23 protein-coding genes and 1 pseudogene are annotated in these 18444 nt (G+C 44.4%); 17 read left to right on the forward strand and 7 right to left on the reverse strand.

Features of this window, described 5'->3' with window-relative positions; translation table 11 throughout:
* Positions 1-23 precede the first annotated feature (23 nt).
* Positions 24-203, forward strand: a pseudogene (locus CYJ37_RS01915) (Rdx family protein); the annotation flags it as partial.
* A gap of 67 nt (positions 204-270) precedes the next feature.
* Here the strand turns inward: CYJ37_RS01915 and CYJ37_RS01920 are convergent.
* Positions 271-642, reverse strand: a complete 372-nt coding sequence (locus CYJ37_RS01920) for an Hsp20/alpha crystallin family protein (RefSeq protein ID WP_101547692.1) — start codon at positions 640-642, stop codon at positions 271-273.
* 96 nt (positions 643-738) lie between these two features.
* On the opposite strand from CYJ37_RS01920, the gene selA reads away from it, so the two are divergent.
* On the forward strand, positions 739-2163 hold the full coding sequence (gene selA / locus CYJ37_RS01925) for an L-seryl-tRNA(Sec) selenium transferase (protein WP_101547693.1): 1425 nt from the start codon (positions 739-741) through the stop codon (positions 2161-2163).
* A gap of 23 nt (positions 2164-2186) precedes the next feature.
* On the opposite strand, the gene CYJ37_RS01930 is transcribed toward selA, so the two are convergent.
* Positions 2187-2330 carry a small acid-soluble spore protein P gene (locus CYJ37_RS01930; RefSeq protein ID WP_101547694.1) on the reverse strand — a complete coding sequence of 48 codons (144 nt, stop codon included), beginning with the start codon at positions 2328-2330 and terminating at the stop codon, positions 2187-2189.
* A gap of 110 nt (positions 2331-2440) precedes the next feature.
* Here CYJ37_RS01930 and CYJ37_RS01935 point away from each other — a divergent pair, with 110 nt between their 5' ends.
* Positions 2441-2701, forward strand: coding sequence for a hypothetical protein (locus CYJ37_RS01935; RefSeq protein ID WP_101547695.1), 261 nt, complete (start codon positions 2441-2443; stop codon positions 2699-2701).
* A 71-nt stretch (positions 2702-2772) separates the two neighbouring features.
* Here the strand turns inward: CYJ37_RS01935 and sspO are convergent, their stop codons facing one another.
* A complete protein-coding gene (gene sspO / locus CYJ37_RS01940) occupies positions 2773-2922 on the reverse strand; it encodes a small acid-soluble spore protein O (RefSeq protein WP_101547696.1) in 150 nt (49 codons plus the stop codon).
* Positions 2923-3253: 331 nt separating this feature from the next.
* On the opposite strand from sspO, the gene acnA reads away from it, so the two are divergent.
* The 10 genes from acnA to CYJ37_RS01990 all read left to right on the forward strand — a co-directional run bounded on the left by acnA (position 3254) and on the right by CYJ37_RS01990 (position 12292).
* A complete protein-coding gene (gene acnA, locus CYJ37_RS01945; protein WP_101547697.1) occupies positions 3254-5962 on the forward strand; it encodes an aconitate hydratase AcnA in 2709 nt (902 codons plus the stop codon).
* A 132-nt stretch (positions 5963-6094) separates the two neighbouring features.
* Positions 6095-7144: an S-methyl-5-thioribose-1-phosphate isomerase gene (mtnA, locus tag CYJ37_RS01950; protein WP_101547698.1), complete on the forward strand. Its 1050-nt coding sequence runs from the start codon at positions 6095-6097 to the stop codon at positions 7142-7144.
* Positions 7145-7228: 84 nt separating this feature from the next.
* Positions 7229-7645 carry a hypothetical protein gene (locus CYJ37_RS01955; RefSeq protein ID WP_101547699.1) on the forward strand — a complete coding sequence of 139 codons (417 nt, stop codon included), beginning with the start codon at positions 7229-7231 and terminating at the stop codon, positions 7643-7645.
* A gap of 24 nt (positions 7646-7669) precedes the next feature.
* Positions 7670-8182 carry a peroxiredoxin family protein gene (locus tag CYJ37_RS01960; protein ID WP_101547700.1) on the forward strand — a complete coding sequence of 171 codons (513 nt, stop codon included), beginning with the start codon at positions 7670-7672 and terminating at the stop codon, positions 8180-8182.
* 136 nt (positions 8183-8318) lie between these two features.
* The gene (locus CYJ37_RS01965) at positions 8319-8450 is read left to right on the forward strand and encodes an FbpB family small basic protein (protein WP_022543828.1); all 132 of its coding nucleotides are present in this window, start codon (positions 8319-8321) and stop codon (positions 8448-8450) included.
* Between the two features lie 56 nt (positions 8451-8506).
* A complete protein-coding gene (locus CYJ37_RS01970; RefSeq protein ID WP_009790921.1) occupies positions 8507-8650 on the forward strand; it encodes an acid-soluble spore protein N in 144 nt (47 codons plus the stop codon).
* Between the two features lie 176 nt (positions 8651-8826).
* On the forward strand, positions 8827-9063 hold the full coding sequence (gene tlp, locus CYJ37_RS01975; protein ID WP_101547701.1) for a small acid-soluble spore protein Tlp: 237 nt from the start codon (positions 8827-8829) through the stop codon (positions 9061-9063).
* A gap of 157 nt (positions 9064-9220) precedes the next feature.
* The gene (locus tag CYJ37_RS01980) at positions 9221-11584 is read left to right on the forward strand and encodes an AAA family ATPase (RefSeq protein ID WP_101547702.1); all 2364 of its coding nucleotides are present in this window, start codon (positions 9221-9223) and stop codon (positions 11582-11584) included.
* Positions 11559-11993 (forward strand): acyl-CoA thioesterase, encoded by a 435-nt coding sequence (locus CYJ37_RS01985; protein WP_101547703.1) that lies wholly within the window; start codon positions 11559-11561, stop codon positions 11991-11993. The genes CYJ37_RS01980 and CYJ37_RS01985 overlap by 26 nt, the downstream gene beginning before the upstream one ends.
* Positions 11994-12001: 8 nt before the next feature.
* Positions 12002-12292: a hypothetical protein gene (locus CYJ37_RS01990; RefSeq protein WP_101547704.1), complete on the forward strand. Its 291-nt coding sequence runs from the start codon at positions 12002-12004 to the stop codon at positions 12290-12292.
* 40 nt (positions 12293-12332) lie between these two features.
* Here CYJ37_RS01990 and CYJ37_RS01995 read toward each other — a convergent pair whose 3' ends face one another.
* Positions 12333-12623 carry a HesB/YadR/YfhF family protein gene (locus CYJ37_RS01995; protein WP_101547705.1) on the reverse strand — a complete coding sequence of 97 codons (291 nt, stop codon included), beginning with the start codon at positions 12621-12623 and terminating at the stop codon, positions 12333-12335.
* 236 nt (positions 12624-12859) lie between these two features.
* On the opposite strand from CYJ37_RS01995, the gene CYJ37_RS02000 reads away from it, so the two are divergent.
* Positions 12860-13120 carry a hypothetical protein gene (locus tag CYJ37_RS02000; RefSeq protein WP_129612246.1) on the forward strand — a complete coding sequence of 87 codons (261 nt, stop codon included), beginning with the start codon at positions 12860-12862 and terminating at the stop codon, positions 13118-13120.
* A 718-nt stretch (positions 13121-13838) separates the two neighbouring features.
* A complete protein-coding gene (locus tag CYJ37_RS02005; protein ID WP_101547707.1) occupies positions 13839-14423 on the forward strand; it encodes a GNAT family N-acetyltransferase in 585 nt (194 codons plus the stop codon).
* Between the two features lie 244 nt (positions 14424-14667).
* Here the strand turns inward: CYJ37_RS02005 and CYJ37_RS02010 are convergent, their stop codons facing one another.
* Positions 14668-15804 (reverse strand): two-component system sensor histidine kinase NtrB, encoded by a 1137-nt coding sequence (locus CYJ37_RS02010; protein ID WP_101547708.1) that lies wholly within the window; start codon positions 15802-15804, stop codon positions 14668-14670.
* A 317-nt stretch (positions 15805-16121) separates the two neighbouring features.
* Positions 16122-16709, reverse strand: coding sequence for a glycerol-3-phosphate 1-O-acyltransferase PlsY (gene plsY, locus CYJ37_RS02015; protein WP_101547709.1), 588 nt, complete (start codon positions 16707-16709; stop codon positions 16122-16124).
* Between the two features lie 260 nt (positions 16710-16969).
* Here plsY and CYJ37_RS02020 point away from each other — a divergent pair, with 260 nt between their 5' ends.
* Entirely contained in the window at positions 16970-17227 is a 258-nt protein-coding gene (locus tag CYJ37_RS02020; protein WP_101547710.1) for a type B 50S ribosomal protein L31, read from the forward strand.
* A gap of 58 nt (positions 17228-17285) precedes the next feature.
* Here the strand turns inward: CYJ37_RS02020 and CYJ37_RS02025 are convergent, their stop codons facing one another.
* Complete coding sequence (locus CYJ37_RS02025; RefSeq protein ID WP_101547711.1) at positions 17286-17765, reverse strand: DinB family protein; 480 nt, start codon at positions 17763-17765, stop codon at positions 17286-17288.
* Positions 17766-17959: 194 nt separating this feature from the next.
* Here CYJ37_RS02025 and CYJ37_RS02030 point away from each other — a divergent pair, with 194 nt between their 5' ends.
* Positions 17960-18280, forward strand: a complete 321-nt coding sequence (locus CYJ37_RS02030; protein WP_009790936.1) for a DUF3243 domain-containing protein — start codon at positions 17960-17962, stop codon at positions 18278-18280.
* Positions 18281-18444: the final 164 nt, after the last annotated feature.

Consider the following 18444-nt stretch of genomic DNA (forward strand, 5'->3'; position numbering starts at 1 on the left):
GCATGATGTGAAACTACGCACCAAAAGCCGCGAGTTTCGCGGAGGACCTATTTAATCATTTCCGGTCTGAAGTAGGAAAAATGGAGCTGGTCCCCAGTTCAGGCGGCGCCTTTGAAGTGACAGTGAATGGAAGCAAAATCTATTCAAAGCTTGAGACAGGCGTCTTTCCTAAAAGCCAGGAAATCATTGATAAAATGAAATGACAATAGGAACAGCCCCGCCTTCTTTTTGGAGCGGGGCTTCCGTTATATTTAACCTCTAAATGGCCGGTTATTGTACAGGCACCTTGCGATCTTTGCCGGAGCCTTTACTGGTTTTGGAAATGAATACTTCCAGTATGCCGCAGGAAAATCGGGAGGTAACCAGTTTTTCTGTTATAAGAAATGGAAAATCGACTTCCCGGCTGACTGTTTCTTTATCCTTTTCTGCCCTGATGATCAGCTCATGGCCGTTTAATATGACGGAAAGCATCGCAGCTGTGAAATCTGTCAGCAAGGCTTCCACAATATATTCCGCATCCGTCTCATAAATGTCGATCCGGAAAGCTGATTGATCAAGATAAGAAGTCAGCGGATCAAGAAAGAAATGCTCCATCCATTTTTCCATTTCCTTGAATGGATTATCTTCGCTGTTCTTTCCCATAATAATGCCCCCTTGTTGCGACCATTATATTCATTAGAACCGCACAGGGTGAAAATGATATAATACTTCTAATTAATATGCTGGAGGATTAAAAAAGTGAACAATATTCTCAGACAGATCCCCCCTGTACACGAGATGCAGAGGGATGAAAGGGCACTTAGCCTGCAGGAAAGGCTGGGGCTTGAGCACGGCCGTTTTGCCGAGCTGATCAAGGAGGCGCTTGACTCAGTAAGACAGGCGATCCTGGCAGGGAACTACAGCGGTCCCGAGCCGGGAAGCAAGGAATTTCTGATCCGTTTATTTAATAATATCGAAGCTGCCGCTGAGCAAAAATACAGCTTTGCCTTACAAAAAGTGATCAATGCAACAGGCACCATTCTTCACACCAATCTGGGAAGGGCAAGGCTTTCAGAGGCTGCTGTTGAACATATGTCCAGCATTGCCAGGAGCTACTCTAACCTTGAATACAATTTGGAAAAAGGCAGCAGGGGGTCCCGCCATGATCTCGTTGAAGGTTTGGTTAAGGAGATCACGGGTGCAGAAGCGGCAATGATCGTCAATAACAATGCGGCTGCCGTATTCCTCGTTCTGAGGGCGCTGGCTTCTGGCAGCGAGGTCATTGTTTCCCGGGGCGAGCTTGTTGAAATTGGCGGTTCTTTTCGGATTTCTTCCATTATGGAGGAATCAGGGGCCAGGCTGGTAGAAGTGGGAACGACGAATAAAACTCATCTCCGGGATTATAAGGAAGCAGTAACAGAGGATACCGCGATGCTGATGAAGGTACATACGAGCAACTTCAAGATCGTCGGCTTTACCAAAAGTGTTCCTGCCGGTGAACTGGCAGAAGAAGCCGCAAAGAGCGGGCTTATCTATTACGAAGATCTCGGAAGCGGGGTGCTGTATGATTACAGCAAGCATGGGATTGGGGAAGAGCCTGTGGTAAGCGAGGTTCTGAAAGCCGGCGCGAGCATTGTGTCTTTCAGCGGTGATAAGCTGCTCGGTGGGCCCCAGGCAGGAATCATCGCAGGACGGAAAGATTTAATCGATAAGCTGAAAAAGCATCAGCTGGCAAGAGTTCTAAGAGTGGATAAGATGACCTTGGCGGCTTTGGAAGCAACGCTTTCAGCATATGTAAAAGATGAGAAGGCATTAATGGAGATTCCTGTCATCCGCGATATGCTAGCCGGTGAGGATGACCTTAAGAAGAGGGCAGAAGCATTTGCTGCTGAAGTACGTTTAGGCTGCCCTGATTCCGAGGTGAGGGTGATGGAAAGCACCAGCATGGTCGGAGGGGGGACGATGCCGGATGTTGAGCTGCCGACCTTTGCAGCGGCGGTCAGGATGCCAGGCATTACTGCAGATGAGCTTGCCGTAAAACTAAGGGAGCAGGATGGGGTGCCGATCATAGCAAGGATTCGCCAGGAAGAAACGATATTTGATCTCCGGACCGTTTCTGAAGAAGAGGCAGGGATCATTGCTGCCTGCCTGAGCAAAATTGAAAAAGGCTTGTCTCCAGAGTAGGGGACAAGCCTCTTTGCCATGTTCTACATATCGTGCCCGGAATTATGCTTTTGTCTTGTATGGTTGCGGTTTTTCACTTTCTTAGAGCCGCTTAACGGTTCAGGCTGACCTGTATTGTCCCCTTTTGGGGCGTTTTTGTGCATATCTTTGCTGTCGTTTTTGTTCATTTGCCATCCCTCCTAACATTAGGATGTTTTTTGCAGTTGTTTTTATACCGAATATTTTCCCGGCCGACTGCACAATTTAACACTACATCTTGATTAACAGGAGTGAAAACATGCCATACCATAAAGACAAACAGCAGGCTTTTCAGGCGGCAGAGCAAGGATTCGCCGAAGCCAGCGGCTTATATAATGAAATCGTGCGCGACAGCGCAAGCTACGGCCATCAGCTGAAGCACCTGCAAAATGAGGTCAATGAAGCATTTGCACAAATCGAAAATGCTCTTGAAACAGCGAGTGAACATCAACGGGGCCAGCTTGAGCAATTTCAGCGCGATTTGTCAAGGATCATCCAGGAAGTCAATGCTGTTGACTAATCATCACGCAAAAACCCCTTTTCAAGGGGTTTTTTGTTGTTATATTTTGGGGACCAAGCCACCAGATGATGTCACTGGTTTTTCTTGCGTTTTTTATTGTTTTGTTTCTGGGCTTCTGTCAATGGCTCATTTGAATATTCCTCGTTAAAGCCGGCTCCCTGCCCCTGGCTTTTAGCTGCGTTCATGCCTGGACGTACATGGTTTGCTTTTCGTTTCGCCAAAATTCTCACCTCCGCATTCATATCTTTTGCCTGTAAACCAGCCCTCATTCGGTAAAAAATTGCTTTTTTGCAATAATATTTGTTTTAAAAAACCCCAAAAAGGTATATAGAAATTGACTCTGTTAGCTGTCCAATCCCGCCAAAATTAATTGCAATCAAAAATATAATAAGTAAAACTTATCAAAAACAATAACTTTCTTGTTATTTACTTATATAAAAGGTTGTATTAAGATAAGAATTGTGAGAAAAGTGGCGATGGAAATGACAATTCAAACTTTTCGACAATTATTATAATTTTGGTATATGATTATCATTAGAGGGGGTAATACATATGTCTAAAAATGATGTTTTTAATTCAAGGAAATCATTTGAACTAGACGGTAAACGCTATCATTACTATCAATTAGCAGCTTTGGAAGAAGCAGGAATCGGCAGCGTATCAAGGTTGCCTTATTCCATTAAAGTATTGCTTGAGTCTGTCCTGCGCCAGTTTGACGGACGCGTTATTACACAGGAGCATGTAGAGAACCTGGCAAAATGGGGATCTGACCAAGTGAAGGAAGTAGACGTTCCATTCAAGCCTTCACGCGTCATCCTTCAGGATTTCACAGGCGTTCCTGCGGTTGTTGACCTTGCTTCATTAAGGAAAGCAATGGCTGACATGGGCGGAGATCCTGACAAAATCAATCCGGAGAAGCCAGTTGACCTGGTTATCGACCACTCAGTACAGGTTGATAAGTATGGTACTCCTGATTCCCTGGAAGCAAATATGGTTCTTGAATTTGAACGAAATGCCGAGCGTTACCAGTTCCTTAGCTGGGCTCAGAAAGCATTTGACAACTACCGTGCTGTTCCGCCGGCAACCGGGATCGTTCACCAGGTTAACCTGGAATTCCTTGCAAACGTGGTTCAGGCAGTTGAAACGCCGGATGGCGATTTCGAAGCTTTCCCTGATTCACTTGTAGGTACAGATTCCCATACCACGATGATCAACGGAATCGGCGTACTTGGCTGGGGTGTAGGCGGAATTGAAGCTGAAGCAGGAATGCTTGGCCAGCCTTCATATTTCCCAGTGCCTGAAGTAGTAGGTGTCAAGCTGACTGGAGAGCTTCCTAACGGGGCTACAGCAACAGACCTTGCACTTAAGGTGACACAGGTTCTCCGCCAGCAGGGGGTTGTCGGAAAATTTGTCGAGTTCTTTGGATCAGGTGTAACGGCACTGCCGCTTGCTGACCGTGCGACAATTGCCAACATGGCTCCTGAATATGGTGCAACTTGCGGATTCTTCCCGGTTGATTCAGAATCACTTAACTACATGCGCCTGACAGGCAGATCTGAAGAGCAGATCAAGCTTGTTGAAAAATACTGCAGAGAGAATGGATTGTTCTTCGATCCTTCACTTGAACCGGTATACACTGAAGTAGTTGAAATCAACCTTGCTGAAATTGAAGCAAACCTTTCCGGCCCTAAACGCCCTCAGGATCTGATTCCTCTTTCTGCCATGAAAGAAGAATTCAATCAGGCGCTTACGGCTCCTCAAGGGAACCAGGGCTTCGGCTTAAGCAAGAAAGAGATCAATAAAGAAGTAACCGTTGATTTCCAAAACGGAGACTCAACAAAAATGAAAACTGGGGCTATCGCAATTGCTGCGATCACAAGCTGTACAAATACCTCAAATCCATACGTGCTTGTCGGCGCCGGCCTTGTGGCAAAGAAAGCGGTCGAGCTTGGCCTTGAAGTGCCTAAATATGTAAAAACTTCACTTGCGCCTGGGTCTAAGGTAGTTACAGGCTACCTGCGTGATTCCGGATTGCTTCCATACCTTGAGCAGATCGGCTTCAACCTTGTCGGTTACGGCTGCACAACCTGCATCGGGAATTCCGGACCGCTGAGAGAGGAAATTGAGAAGGCAGTAGCTGACAGTGATCTTCTTGTCACTTCCGTCCTTTCAGGAAACAGGAACTTTGAAGGCCGTATCCATCCGCTTGTAAAAGGAAACTACCTGGCTTCACCGCCGCTTGTAGTCGCTTATGCACTGGCTGGAACTGTCGACATCGATCTTCAAAATGAATCGCTCGGAAAAGATAAAGATGGAAACGATGTATTCTTCAAGGATATCTGGCCATCTACTGCTGAAGTGAACGAGGTTGTCAGCAGGACTGTAACACCTGAGCTGTTTAAGAAAGAATACGAGCATGTATTCAGCGACAACGAGCGCTGGAATGAAATCCAGACCAGCAATGAACCATTATATTCTTTCGATGAAAACTCAACTTACATCCAAAACCCGCCGTTCTTTGAAGGGCTTACGCCAAATGCGGATGAAGTCAAGCCGCTTAACGGACTGCGTGTAGTAGGTAAATTCGGCGACTCTGTTACAACTGACCACATTTCACCAGCAGGCGCGATCGGCAAGGATACACCAGCAGGCAGATATCTGCGCGAAAATGGCGTTGAGCCGCGCGATTTCAACTCTTATGGCTCACGCCGCGGTAACCATGAAGTTATGATGCGCGGAACATTCGCGAATATCCGCATCCGCAACCAGGTTGCCCCTGGCACTGAAGGCGGCTTCACGACTTACTGGCCTACTGGCGAAGTAACAAGCATCTATGATGCTTGCATGAAGTACAAGGAAGACGGAACTGGCCTTGCAGTTCTTGCAGGCAAAGACTATGGAATGGGCTCTTCCCGTGACTGGGCAGCCAAAGGCACAAATCTTCTGGGCATCAAGACAGTCATCGCTGAGAGCTATGAGCGTATCCACCGTTCCAATCTTGTGCTTATGGGTGTTCTCCCGCTTCAATTTAAAGCAGGAGAAAATGCAGAGGTCCTTGGCCTGACTGGCAAGGAAACATTCGATGTCCAAATCGATGAAAATGTAAGGCCACGCGATTTTGTTAAGGTAACAGCAACAGACGAAGATGGAAACAAGCTAACTTTTGAAGTGCTTGTCCGTTTCGACTCTGAAGTTGAAATCGACTACTACCGCCATGGCGGAATCCTGCAGATGGTTCTGCGCGAAAGACTTAAAAACTAATAAAAGTGTAGGCGCCGCGGCATTGCTGCGGCGCTTTTTTCTGTAAAAAAAATATATGCTTCATACATAATTCTTGCTACAATAGCTTGTAGCATCAGAAAAATTTGAATAGTCTTCGAGAGGGGAACAAAAATGGAACAGACATTCCTTCAATCCGTTACATATGATAACGGCACATTATATATATTGGATCAGACCCTGCTGCCATCTGTCACAGAATTTCTTGAAATCACCAAGGTGGAGGATGCCTGGGACGCCATCAAGCAGCTGAAAGTCAGAGGGGCTCCGGCCATTGGGATTGCCGCTGCTTACGGACTTGTACTGGCCGCCAACAAGGCTCCTGAGGGAGATTTCTCATCATTTTACAAAGAATTCAAAGAAAATCTTGAGTACCTGGCAAGCTCCCGTCCTACTGCCGTTAATCTTTTCTGGGCGTTACAGAGAATGGATGAGCGTGCCCTGGCGGAAAAAGACCAGCCAGTTGCCAGGATAAAGAAAAAGCTTGAGGAAGAAGCACACCTGATCAGAAAAGAGGATGAGGAAGTATGCCGCATGATCGGCATCAACGGGCTGGCCCTTTTGAAAGACGGGATGGGTGTGCTGACACATTGCAATGCAGGCGGCATTGCCACTGCAAGGTACGGGACGGCGCTGGCGCCTTTCTATCTCGCAAAGGAAAAAGGCTGGGAACTTAAGGTGTATGCAGATGAAACGCGGCCGCTCCTTCAAGGTGCAAGGCTGACAGCATGGGAACTCCAGCAGGCAGGCATTGATGTGACTCTTATCACAGACAGCATGGCTGCCATGGTCATGCAACAAGGCATGGCTGAAGCTGTCTTTGTCGGCTGTGACCGGGTGGCCGCCAATGGGGACACTGCCAATAAAATTGGGACATACGGGCTTGCCCTGCTTGCCAAGGCACATAACATTCCGTTTTACGTAGCAGCGCCTACATCTACCATTGACATGAAGACAGAATCAGGAGATGCTATCCCGATTGAAATGAGAGGCTCCGAAGAACTTACGCATGGGTTCGGCAAAGCCACTGCACCGGAAGGAGTCAAGGTTTTCAATCCGGCATTTGATGTAACACCTGCTGAGCTGATAACAGCCATCATCACCGAAAAAGGGATCATTCAAGGGAATTATCCCGAAGAGTTAAAGAAGCTTTTTCATTCATAATTTCAAGAAAGCAAGCAGCAATGCTTGCTTTTTGTCTGTGAGCTCTTTCTGCTCATATATTTTTCTGACGGGGGCAACGTAATAATGGAGACAATTGAATTAGGGTCGTTCAGCCTCAAGATTGACTTGCTGGTTTCTCTTCTTTCGCTGCTGATCGTCCATCTGTTTTTCCTCTTTCATCTTAAAAATAGACAAGAGTTTCGAAAAACCTTCGAGGACAAGCTTTTTACAGCAGTGCTGATTTGGTTTCTTATATATAAGTTTGGCAGGCTGCTTTTCCAGCCGTCACTTTTATGGACTAATCCCCTGGGCTTGCTTTATTTCAATGGAGGGGTAAAAGAAGCTGTTCTCGGTTTACTCGGTGCCGCTCTTTATTTTGCCGGACAGTGCAGGAAGCATGGCTGGGCTGGCAGGGAAGCGGTCTATTTGATTATCTATGCGCTCATCACTTTTTTATGCGGATTTTGGCTGTTAAGCATTCTTTACTTTTTTATCAAATAAGCTTTTAAAGGAGGAGTATTGGCTATGGCCAAAAAAGTAATGCAGCTGATGGCCTTCTTAGTTTTGTTCCATATATCAGGCATATTGCCGCTCGATGCTGCTAAAGCGGACTTGCCTGGTCTTGCAGCGGGTACTGAGGCACCTGATTTTCAGCTGAAGGATCTTCAGGGAAATATTGTTAAGCTCTCAGATTTCCGCGGAAAAAAGGTCATGCTGAATTTTTGGGCTCCATGGTGCCCTCCCTGCAAACAGGAGATGCCTGAGATGCAAAAATTCCATGAAGCAGCCGGGAATGAGATCAGCATCCTGGCTGTCAATATCGATCCGCAATATAACTCGGCGAAATTTATTGAGAAGATGGGAATCACCTTTCCAATCCTGCTGGATGCCAAGGATGAGGTTAATACCCAGTATAAAGTCATGACGGTACCTGCTACTTATTTCATTGATGATAAAGGTATAATTCGGGATAAATATTTATCAGCGATGGAAGCAGAAACCATGTGGGAAATGACTGAAAAAATGAAGCAAAAATGAGCATCCTGATGGGGTGCTTTTTTATTTAGGTATAGGATTTTTTACTGTCCTGATTAAATTTTCAAAAAGTTGTAATAATTGCAGGAATTTTTGGGCATATTAACTGTTAGAATAGGAAATAAGGAAGGTGAAAGAAATGAGAAAACCGAGAAAACAGACATTTGCAGAGCTTGTCCTTGAAAACAAGCGCCAGCTTCTGAAAGATCAGGCTGCTATAGATCGCATTGAAGTAAGGCTTGAAGAAAAACGTATGGGCAAAGCTGAATAAATTCCCATTCGTAACTCCCCCTCTTAAGGAGATATTAAAAGGGAGGAGGGATAAGCATGGGCAATCCGAAAAAAGACAGCAGCCAGTTTGTGCCGAACCACATAGGAACTAAATCAAGAGGATTCGGCGGCAACAAAGGCAAGAAAATGCAGGATACATCAGGCAAGCATGCTCAGGTTATTCAAACAAAAGGCGAATAAATGATAAATCACAGCCGTCCCTTATCGGGCCGGCTGTTTGTTTGTATGACCAGATATTTTTTCCTTATGTGCATATGCCAGGCCACCCTTTTACCCACTCATTTCCAACATGAAAAAACAACATATTCCGCAAACTAATCAGGCAACAATCCACTACCGCCAAGGAGGGTTCCGTTATGGCACACAACAGGCCAAATCCCGATGACAGAAGCGATAACGTTGAGAAGCTTCAATCGATGATAGTCCATACAATTGAGAATATGCAGGAAGCAGAGGCTTCGATGGAGTTTGCAAACGAAGAAGACAAAAAGCGGATCGAAGCTAAGAACGAGCGCCGCCGGGACAGCCTGGACGCTTTCCGTTCAGAGGTTAAGGACGAATATCGCGCACAGCAGGAAAACGGAATAGAATAATGAAGCCATTGGCCCGGGATATTCATCAGAACCCGGGCCATTTTCATACTCTGGCCAGTGCGGCAGATTACTTAGTACATACATGAATATATGGTAAAATGATAGCGGACGCGTAAGCGGAGAGTAAATAATTTTTGTAAAAGAAGATGTGATAGTGATGAATCAAAGGAAACAAAATGCTTCCCCTAACTTCGCCCGTATTGCGGAATGGGAAAAAGAGTACAGCGAGAACGGATATATATCCAATGAAGGCAGACTGTTAAGCCTGCTGAAGGAAATAAACAGTGATGAAGATCCCGGATCTGTTTCAGCCATTCTTACGCTTGCCGCTCTTTCAAGGCTTGGCAGAAATAAAGACGACAGCCTTGCCGCTGCCTGGATGGACAAAGCTTTAGAGCTGGATCCGCAAAATGGTCAGGCACGGAGATTTATGGCCCAGAGGGATTGGAAGAAGCATCGTGAGCTTCTTGATATGCTTGTCTTTCCCTCTATCAGGGAAACAGACAACCGGACAGCAAAGCGTAAAATCGCCGAGCAGTATATCAGCATTTCCCGCAGCTTCCTGGATGCATCTGAAGAAGAGAAGGAAAGGCTATCAGGCAAGAGGGAAGTGTCAGAGGAACTGACAGACAAGAAGTTTGAAGATATATACTCCAGCCTGATCAGCCTGCTCGATGCGGCTGTTGATGAAACATCTTTGCTGCTGAAGGCTGCTGAAGAATATGAAGAGTCAATTTCAGGAGTTTTCCATACAGCAACCCATGTCAATGACATGAAAAAGCATATTGACCGAATTGCCGGACTGAAAGAAGAGTGGCATGCTTTATTCCAGACTGAAGAAGAGGAAACCGAAGAAATCAGTGCACTTGATAGTCTTAACAGTATGATCGGCATGGAAAAGGTAAAAAGCCGGGTCAATGATTTCTATAAATTCCTGAAATACCAGAAAAAAAGAAAGCAGCTGGGGTTTCAGATCAAAGATGAAATGAGCCTCCATATGATTTTGACGGGCAATCCGGGAACAGGAAAAACCACACTCGCAAGGCTGCTTGCAAAAATTTATCATGAACTTGGCGTCCTGCCGCGGGAAGAAGTGGTGGAAGCAGACCGCTCCCAGCTTGTAGGAGCATATGTCGGCCAGACAGAGGAAAACGTCCGCTCGGCTGTTGAGAGAGCGCTCGGCGGCGTTCTTTTCATTGACGAAGCATACAGTCTGAAACGGGAAGGCCAGACAGGGAATGATTATGGCCAGACAGCAATTGATACTTTAGTATCAATGATGACCGGGGCGGAATATGGCGGCAAGTTTGCAGTGATTCTGGCAGGCTATCCGGAAGAAATGCGGCAGTTCCTTGACGCCAATCCAGGTCTCAGGAGCCGCTTCCCTCAATCCAACCAGCTCCATCTTCCGGATTATACAGAGGATGAACTTGTGGAAATTGCTGATAGAATAGCGAAGGACAATGATTATATCCTTACTGATGAAGCAAAATCAGAGCTTAAAGGCAGGCTTGAGAAGGAAAAAGTGGATGACACTTTCGGAAATGCGCGGACAGCCAAAAATATCGTCCTCGACGCCATTTTTGAAAAAGGGGCGCAAACCGAAGCCACTGATCACCTGCTTCCTTATACACTGCTCGAAAAAGAGGACTTCATCCTTCACCAGGATGATGGGAAACGAAGTAACCCTGAGAAGCAGCTGGAAAGGCTTGTCGGACTTGAAAACATCAAAGAAGAAGTAGAGTCGCTGATATCGTTTGTAAAAATGCAGCAGTACCGCCGCGAACAGGATCTCCCATCAGTGCCTGTACAGCTTCATTCCGTATTTACCGGCAATCCCGGCACAGGGAAGACGACAGTGGCGAAGATTTATGCAGAGCTGCTTCATAAATGCGGGATGCTGAAAAGAGGACATCTCATCATTGCCGGCCGTTCAGATCTTGTTGCAGGCTATGTAGGCCAAACAGCGATCAAGACGAAGAAAATCATCAGGGAAGCATTGGGCGGTGTTCTTTTTATAGACGAAGCTTACTCCCTTTTAAGTGAATCGCCTGGGGATTTTGGCAAAGAAGCCATCGACACACTGGTTGATGAAATGACAAAGCATAATGAAAATCTGGTTGTCGTCCTTGCCGGCTATTCCAATGAAATGGAAAGGCTGCTGCAGAGCAACCCAGGCCTGAAATCCCGCTTTAAGAAGTTCTTTCATTTTAAAGATTATAATACAGAAGAACTTATCCAGATCATCAAGAATTACGCCGCTCAATATAAGTATGATTTGACTGCAGGAGCAATTGCTTATTTGGATGAAGCATTGCCCGGCATAAAGGCCGGAGGCAACGGGCGCCTTGCAGCCAATCTGGCTGATGAATCCATCCAGTTCCAAGCCTTCAGGCTCATGGAAGGCGATGAGAATCAATTGAAGGAGAATGCATCCCTTCTAGAGAAAGAGGATTTTGAGAAGGCGGTAAAGAAAATCACAAAGGGGAATAAAGATGCTGATATCAACGAAAGAAATTGAAGTCCGATATGCTGAAACCGATCAAATGGGTGTGGTATACCATGCCAATTATCTTGTCTGGATGGAGCTTGGCCGCACCAGGCTGATCGAGGAGCTTGGCTTCAATTATGCAGAGCTTGAAAAAGACGGAATCATTTCTCCTGTAATCGATATTGCCGCTTCCTATAAAAAGCCTGTCAGATATGGTGAAAAAGCTGTCATCAAGACTTGGATTGAAGAATATGACGGATTCCGTGTCACATATGGCTATGAAATATTGACAGAGGCCGGCGAATTGTCAGTAGAAGGCATATCCAAGCATGTTTGTGTGAAAAAGGAAAATTTCCGCCCCATTTCAATCAAGCGGAAATATCCTGATTGGCACGAAGCCTATGAAAAAGCGAAAAAAGCTCCTGAAGCGGCTGAGTAGGTGATCCAGTGGCATTTGGGATTGGAAAAAAAGAATTGAAAGAATGGAAAGATAAAATTGATAAAGGGGAAATTGCTTTCCTGACTCATTACTGGCTGGATGACCGCTTCCCCGGCTGCAAAACAGTGACAAAGGTAGGCTGCAATGATTTGGAAAAGCTGAAAAAATGGGGGATTTCCCATGGCCTTAAGCCGGAATGGATTGATATTAGAAAAGACGGCTATTCTCATTTTGATTTGCTGGGAGACAGGCAGAAACAGATTCTTGCCAAAGAAGGAATCCGCAATCCCCTGGACTGAATTGAAATAGAAAAAAACAGCCGCTTAGAAAGGCGGCTGCTTACTCTTCATATTTGAATACAGGCTCATTGGCCTTGTGATTCATTTCAACATACAGGTTTTGGTCATTAAAAAACCAAAGATCTTTTTCTTCAATAAAGAATAAGATGCCGTTTTTTTCTGTTACTGCACCTGCATTGACCGGCTCTTCATTGGCAACCCCGAGAGAGAATCCCTGCTGGACAGTGCTGCAGCCCCCGTAGCGGGCAAAGAAACGGAGATGGTCACCTTTTTCCAGTGAAAGTTCATCTTTATACCATTGTGCGGCATCGTCATTTATATGTATGTTCATGAGAAGTCTCCTTTCCCGCAATCTGTTTTCCATAATCATTATAAAGGACTATGCGGTGTAAAGCGAATAATTGAATCAGGCTGCATTAGTGAAACAGGCCTATTTATACTTTATGTTTTATTTGCAAAAAATACCCCTTATCAGGGTGATTTTCACAAGCTCTGCGATTCCTGCCAGGCCGTTTAACAGGTTGGAAGGGCAGGGTAAAGAAAAAATAAAGTGAAGGATGTGTCAGCTTGACTCAATATCGGTTAATGAATATGATCGGCATCTTTATTTTTGGCGGAATAGCGCTTCTTGTCGTTCTCCAGACAGATAAAGCAGAGAAGGCCATTGAAGCAGGCGCTTTTGCCGCTGTCATGGCTGTCATTTATTTTGTTCTTGCTGCAATCTGCGAGAAAAACCGGAACATTTTTATACCAGTTATCGGTGTGCTGGCAGTCTTGGCGGTCAGCATGATTTTTCTGCAGGGATACTTCTTCGGATCACATCACTAGAAGAAAACCGATACATTCAAATTACTGTAAAAGGGGGTGGCCCGATGTTTAAAATGACTGGAGCTGCAGCCGATAAACTGCTTGAGGCAGTAGAAAAGGAAAGAAAGACTGAGGATGAGAAGCTGTATGTACGACTTTCAATGGGGATCGGCTGAGGCGGCCCTCAGCTTAAGCTGTCTCTGGAAGAGCAGCCTATTACCGATGATAAAACCTTTGAATTCGGCGATCTTTCTGTTTTGATCCATAATAAGGATTTTGTCTATTTTGATCATACTAAACTTGATTATGTAAAAGATGTATTTGGAAATGCAAAGTTTCAATTGATTAAGTTATAGCTCTATAAGGGAAAAAAGCGCGTGTCTCCACCAGTAAACAGTCCGATCATGTGGAAAAACAAAAAAATAGCATTAGAAATCGAGCATAAAATCGCAAAGGATTTATGCTCGATTTTTTATTGACAGGTAAGTGTTATTCCTGTTTTCATTACCAGATTAACAAGTGAAATAGCCTATTAATCAGCATGACAATAGCTATCTTCATCCTATTGATTCGGGTTTCATTAAGATTGTATTTTTGCTATTAAAGAACAAGAGGATTAAAAACTTAATGTTAAAATATTTTTCAGCAACAAAGTAGGTCAAGTTTCATTAAAGAGCAGGTTATTGGAACAAGCGCTTTTTAAGGATTAATAAAAATAGGAATTTTAAGGGGAAAAGTTATGAAGCAAAAGGCGTCAGAGGAATTATTTAGAATAGATTGTGAAGATATTTATCTTCAAGAGTTTTCAATTGAAGATGCAATTCATATATACAGAATATCAAATCAGCCAGAAATATTTAAGTTCCTGCCTGACTGGAAATCAACCAAGGAACAAAGGATAGATTGGGTCACCAATTACGAGATGCCAGCAAATAAAGCATTTCTTGATGCAGCCAAAAGAACTGCCAACATTGAAGGTCACTTTTTAAAACTAGGGGTATTTATTAAGGAAACGAATGAATTGATTGGGTGGTGCTGTACGGGTATTAAAGATGAGCTTCCTATACCAAATAGAGAAATTATGTACGCCATTTCAAATGACTATCAAAGGAAGGGTTACGCAACCAAAGCGTCTATAGGTTTGATTGACTATTTGTTTACAAATACGAATGTAGAGATCCTTAATGCAGTAGCTTTAATTAACAACGTCTCATCAAATAAAGTAATTGAAAAATGTAAATTTACCTATCAAGGTCAACTGACGTTAGAAAATGAACGTTATAATCACTATATATTGAGTAAGTCAATGTGGAAGAAACATTAAGTAAGTGTTTGCTCTAAATTTATAGAGAGCTGCAATCGAAACATGTTCATAAAAAAAGACTAGCTCGGAGCAGTATGCTCTGAGCTATTTCCTTGCTGTCTATTGTATAATCTACCCTGCAGCTTTGATATTTTTTTCTCCACCATAACTGAACTGCTCTCTCCAGGAAGCATCTGCTTTATCTAGTCTTAATCTTGATACTCCATTGCGCCGGCAATTCTCACGGTTTGATTTGCGGCTGGGTTTATTTGCGACTCTCCAAATCAGCTTCAGGCTTCACCTCTTTATCCGTATCTGCAGTATCTGCAGGAAGAATAAGCTTCACCAATGTCCCTTCTCCCGGCCTGCTTGATATTTCAATGCTTCCGCCCAGTTCCTCGACAATTTTCTTGCAGACCGACATGCCGATGCCTGTGCCGGTTTCTTTTGTCGTATAAAACGGCTCATAAATCCTTTGCAGTGTTTCTTCCGACATGCCGCATCCATTATCCTGAATCGTAATGACAGCATGCTGGCTGAAGCATTCGACCTTTGCCTGGACAGAGCCGGCCGTGCTCTCAATTGTCATTGCTTCCATTGCATTTTTGAACAGATTGGAAAGCACCTGCTTCAGCTCGCCTGGAACAGCCGCCAATGTGGGATCATCGGGGGAAGGTTCGAATATAAGCAGGCTTCCCCTTAAAACAGCTTCGCTTTCGTAAAGCATGACAATTTCTCTGACAATCTGATTGATATGCACTTTTTTTATTTTATTCTCGGAAGGTTTATTGGCATTCAGGAAACTGCCGATAATTTCATTAGCACGGCTGATTTCCCCTAAAGCGATACTGGCATATTCCTCTTTCCCGATCTCCCTGAGCTGCGGCTTAAGCAGCTGGAGGAAGCCCTTGACTGTAGTAAGCGGATTGCGGATTTCGTGAGCGATGCCGGCAGCCAGCTTTCCTAGATTCGCCTGGAATTCATAGGCGACTGCCATTTCCTGCACCTGTTCTGCAGTCTGTACAAGCTTTTCCTTTTTTTTCTGCAGGGCTTTGGAAAAAACGGCTGCTTTTTCCTCGAATTGCGCCAGCACTTGTTCAATTTCCGCTGCCAATGGTTCAATCGGAAAGCAGAATATATGGATCGTTTCGTTTTCGGGTCCATCAGCCCGGTAAATGCGGAACCAGCCTTCTTTAAAATGAAAATCAAGATATTCTGCATTCCTTCCAAAAAGGAAAGCCTGTAGCTCCTGCGCATTCTGGCCCTCGGCAAGAAGTTCCGAAATATGCTTTTGGCAATGATGCTGATGGTTACCTGAGGCCGAGATGATGAATAAATCATGGGTTAAAATAAAATAAGGAAAAGGAAACGATTCTTGAGATAAAGAGTTTACGGGTATCACAATATACCCTCCTTAAAACGAGTAATGTGTGCGTATTTTATCTTTTTTAAGCCGCCCGGAGTCAGGGGCCACACCGTAATATATGAATCTTTTTCCGTATTATGTGCGGAATTTGATAAAAAAGAAAGTTTTAAGTCGAAAAAGTGGGTAATCATGACTTTTATACTATTATACAAAACTGGTATGTACACTACAATAACGCACAATATTTTTCTTTTGCAGAACAGATTTTTTAGGGTGTTATTTGCAAGAATAGCATTTACTGAAGTAGCCGGGAGGAAAAAAATAAACGGCTTTCCAGCCGTTTATTTTTTGTTCTAAAGCCAGGAGATTTTTGGCTCTGTTTTATCTTTTATGCGTTTAATATTGGTCCTGTGCCTGTAAATAACAAAGAAGGCAAGGATGGATACAACTATAGTCAGCAGCGGATCCCATTCACCTACAAAAAGGGAATAGATCACAGCCGAAACGGCTGCCAGCATAGATGAAAGGGATACATATTTGGTTATGTATAAACTGAGGAAGAAAATTACCACGATCACTGCAAACATTAGCGGTGCACATGCCAGCAGTACTCCTCCGGATGTTGCAACTGCCTTTCCTCCCCGGAAGCCGGCAAAAATAGGATACATATGGCCAATTACAGCGAATATGCCTGCCACGAGCCAATTGAAATCCGATCCCAGGAAATAGGGAAGGAGGGCTGCAAGGGTCCCTTTTAATATGTCTGCACTTGTAACGATGATGCCTGCCTTAACGCCAAGCGTCCTGAATGTATTAGTTCCGCCCAGATTGCCGCTGCCATGCTGGCGGATGTCTGTCCCGTAAAATGCCTTTCCGATCCAGAGCCCGGAAGGAATGGATCCGAGCAAATAAGCCAGTACAATGATAATGCCTGCTGTCATAATTTCTCTCCTTTATTCAAAATCCGCGATTCCCCACGTTATTTGACAGGAATCTGATTGTCTGTTCTGGTATCAATTCAAAGAGGATTAGCCAGGTCTTTATATTGTACCATGTGAGGACAACTTAGCACCAGGTACTAATCCATGTTTATTGATGCTTTACAAGGGAAAATGATTTATAGATAAGAGTTGAGCATTATTATTGATAATCGGAATCGTTTCGATTACAATAAGAATATCTTATAAAAGAGGTGACTGCAATGAGACAGGATATTCATCCGGATTACAGGCAGGTAGTATTTATGGACGTAAACAGCGGCTATAAATTTTTAAGCGGTTCTACGAAAAAGACGAACGAAACGATAGAATGGGAAGACGGCAACACTTATCCGCTGTTAAAGGTCGAAGTAAGCTCTGACACACATCCCTTTTATACCGGCAAACAGAAATTCGCCGATAAAGGCGGCCGTGTCGACCGTTTTATGAAGAAATACAATATGGAAAACAAAGAAAAATAAAAAGCAGCAGCCCGCCGGCTTCCCAGCCTGGCGGGCTTTTCTTATAAAAGCACAGTCCTCAGATTTTTCCTTTCTTATAGATCTGGTAGATCTTTTTAATTGCTTCCATATGGAGAGCTTCATGGTAAAAACTGAAGAGAAAGGCTTCCCCTGCTGTATGGAAGGTTGTGCCGGCTTTATTGGTGAAAGGTTCTGGCAGCGTTTCTTCCAGGCGGCCAGGCATAAATTGGAGGATCCTTTCCTTTTGGTCAGCCATGATGCCGGCAATTTCCCTCAGGCTCGGCGGCTCCTGATTCCATGTTTGCGGACTGGTGCCAGCACTGAAAAGCTCTTCATAAGATGCCGGCAGTCCTGATTTTTCCTTCAGCAGCAAGAATGCTATTTTTTCCTGTATGTAGACAATATGTCCGAAATTCCAGCGGATGCTGTTATTGAAGCCTTCTGGAACAAAATCTGCTGCTTCCTCTGGTATGCGCTTAAGCGATTTTTCTGTAATATCCTTCACCGTCTCCATATGCTTGAAAATCAGATGCTCCATATAAGAACCCCCTATGTTTTTTCAGGCTGAGCCGGAAGCTGATGCCGGCCGGCCCATTCTATCAATAAATATACGCTTTGTTGTAAATATATTTCAAGAATCTTTCAATATGCTTTTCAGTGTTTCGCCTGGGCCAAATCGGGTATCTATAGAACAGAAGCAACAATCACTTTACTTTAAAGGAGAGATTATCAATGGAACATACAAATGGTTCAGCTGAAACAAACAGCAAAGTAGAAAACAAACTGGAGAACATGGGATCTGAGAAGAAAGACGAAATTCTATCAAGCTTTGAAGGCTTCAAGGATTATTTAGGAGGCAAGGTCTCACTCGGCAAGAAAATGGGATTGAATGAAGAGCAGCTGGCAAATGCTGCGCAGAAGGTAGGCGACTATCTGGCAAAGAAGGAAGAGCCTCGCAACAGGGAGGAAAAGCTGCTTCAGGAGCTTTGGAAGTCCGGCAACGAAGAAGAGCAGCATGCTCTTTCCCATCTGCTGGTGAAACTGGTAGGCTAATCTCAAAATAATCAGGAGCAAAGCAATCTATGCTTTGCTCTTTTTTTCTGTATAGGAATTTAAAATTGCAGACGTTGCCACAGGACGTGGCGTTCTTAGTCTGCGTTCCTTAAAGTGATCAAGGCGCTTGCGCTTTTGTTCTGATTGGCCACATGGTTTCTATT

The organism is Bacillus sp. UMB0728 (assembly GCF_002858875.1).
GTDB lineage: Bacteria > Bacillota > Bacilli > Bacillales > Cytobacillaceae > Bacillus_AB > Bacillus_AB infantis.

Excerpts from the sequence above, each read along its gene's own strand:
- CYJ37_RS01920 (WP_101547692.1), bottom strand. The coding sequence starts at position 642 with ATGGGAAAGAACAGCGAAGATAATCCATTCAAGGAAATGGAAAAATGG.
- CYJ37_RS01930 (WP_101547694.1), bottom strand. The coding sequence starts at position 2,330 with ATGAACAAAAACGACAGCAAAGATATGCACAAAAACGCCCCAAAAGGG.
- CYJ37_RS01935 (WP_101547695.1), top strand. The coding sequence starts at position 2,441 with ATGCCATACCATAAAGACAAACAGCAGGCTTTTCAGGCGGCAGAGCAA.
- acnA (WP_101547697.1), top strand. The coding sequence starts at position 3,254 with ATGTCTAAAAATGATGTTTTTAATTCAAGGAAATCATTTGAACTAGAC.
- mtnA (WP_101547698.1), top strand. The coding sequence starts at position 6,095 with ATGGAACAGACATTCCTTCAATCCGTTACATATGATAACGGCACATTA.
- CYJ37_RS01955 (WP_101547699.1), top strand. The coding sequence starts at position 7,229 with ATGGAGACAATTGAATTAGGGTCGTTCAGCCTCAAGATTGACTTGCTG.
- CYJ37_RS01960 (WP_101547700.1), top strand. The coding sequence starts at position 7,670 with ATGGCCAAAAAAGTAATGCAGCTGATGGCCTTCTTAGTTTTGTTCCAT.
- CYJ37_RS01965 (WP_022543828.1), top strand. The coding sequence starts at position 8,319 with ATGAGAAAACCGAGAAAACAGACATTTGCAGAGCTTGTCCTTGAAAAC.
- CYJ37_RS01970 (WP_009790921.1), top strand. The coding sequence starts at position 8,507 with ATGGGCAATCCGAAAAAAGACAGCAGCCAGTTTGTGCCGAACCACATA.
- tlp (WP_101547701.1), top strand. The coding sequence starts at position 8,827 with ATGGCACACAACAGGCCAAATCCCGATGACAGAAGCGATAACGTTGAG.
- CYJ37_RS01980 (WP_101547702.1), top strand. The coding sequence starts at position 9,221 with ATGAATCAAAGGAAACAAAATGCTTCCCCTAACTTCGCCCGTATTGCG.
- CYJ37_RS01985 (WP_101547703.1), top strand. The coding sequence starts at position 11,559 with ATGCTGATATCAACGAAAGAAATTGAAGTCCGATATGCTGAAACCGAT.
- CYJ37_RS01995 (WP_101547705.1), bottom strand. The coding sequence starts at position 12,623 with ATGAACATACATATAAATGACGATGCCGCACAATGGTATAAAGATGAA.
- CYJ37_RS02005 (WP_101547707.1), top strand. The coding sequence starts at position 13,839 with ATGAAGCAAAAGGCGTCAGAGGAATTATTTAGAATAGATTGTGAAGAT.
- plsY (WP_101547709.1), bottom strand. The coding sequence starts at position 16,709 with ATGACAGCAGGCATTATCATTGTACTGGCTTATTTGCTCGGATCCATT.
- CYJ37_RS02020 (WP_101547710.1), top strand. The coding sequence starts at position 16,970 with ATGAGACAGGATATTCATCCGGATTACAGGCAGGTAGTATTTATGGAC.
- CYJ37_RS02025 (WP_101547711.1), bottom strand. The coding sequence starts at position 17,765 with ATGGAGCATCTGATTTTCAAGCATATGGAGACGGTGAAGGATATTACA.
- CYJ37_RS02030 (WP_009790936.1), top strand. The coding sequence starts at position 17,960 with ATGGAACATACAAATGGTTCAGCTGAAACAAACAGCAAAGTAGAAAAC.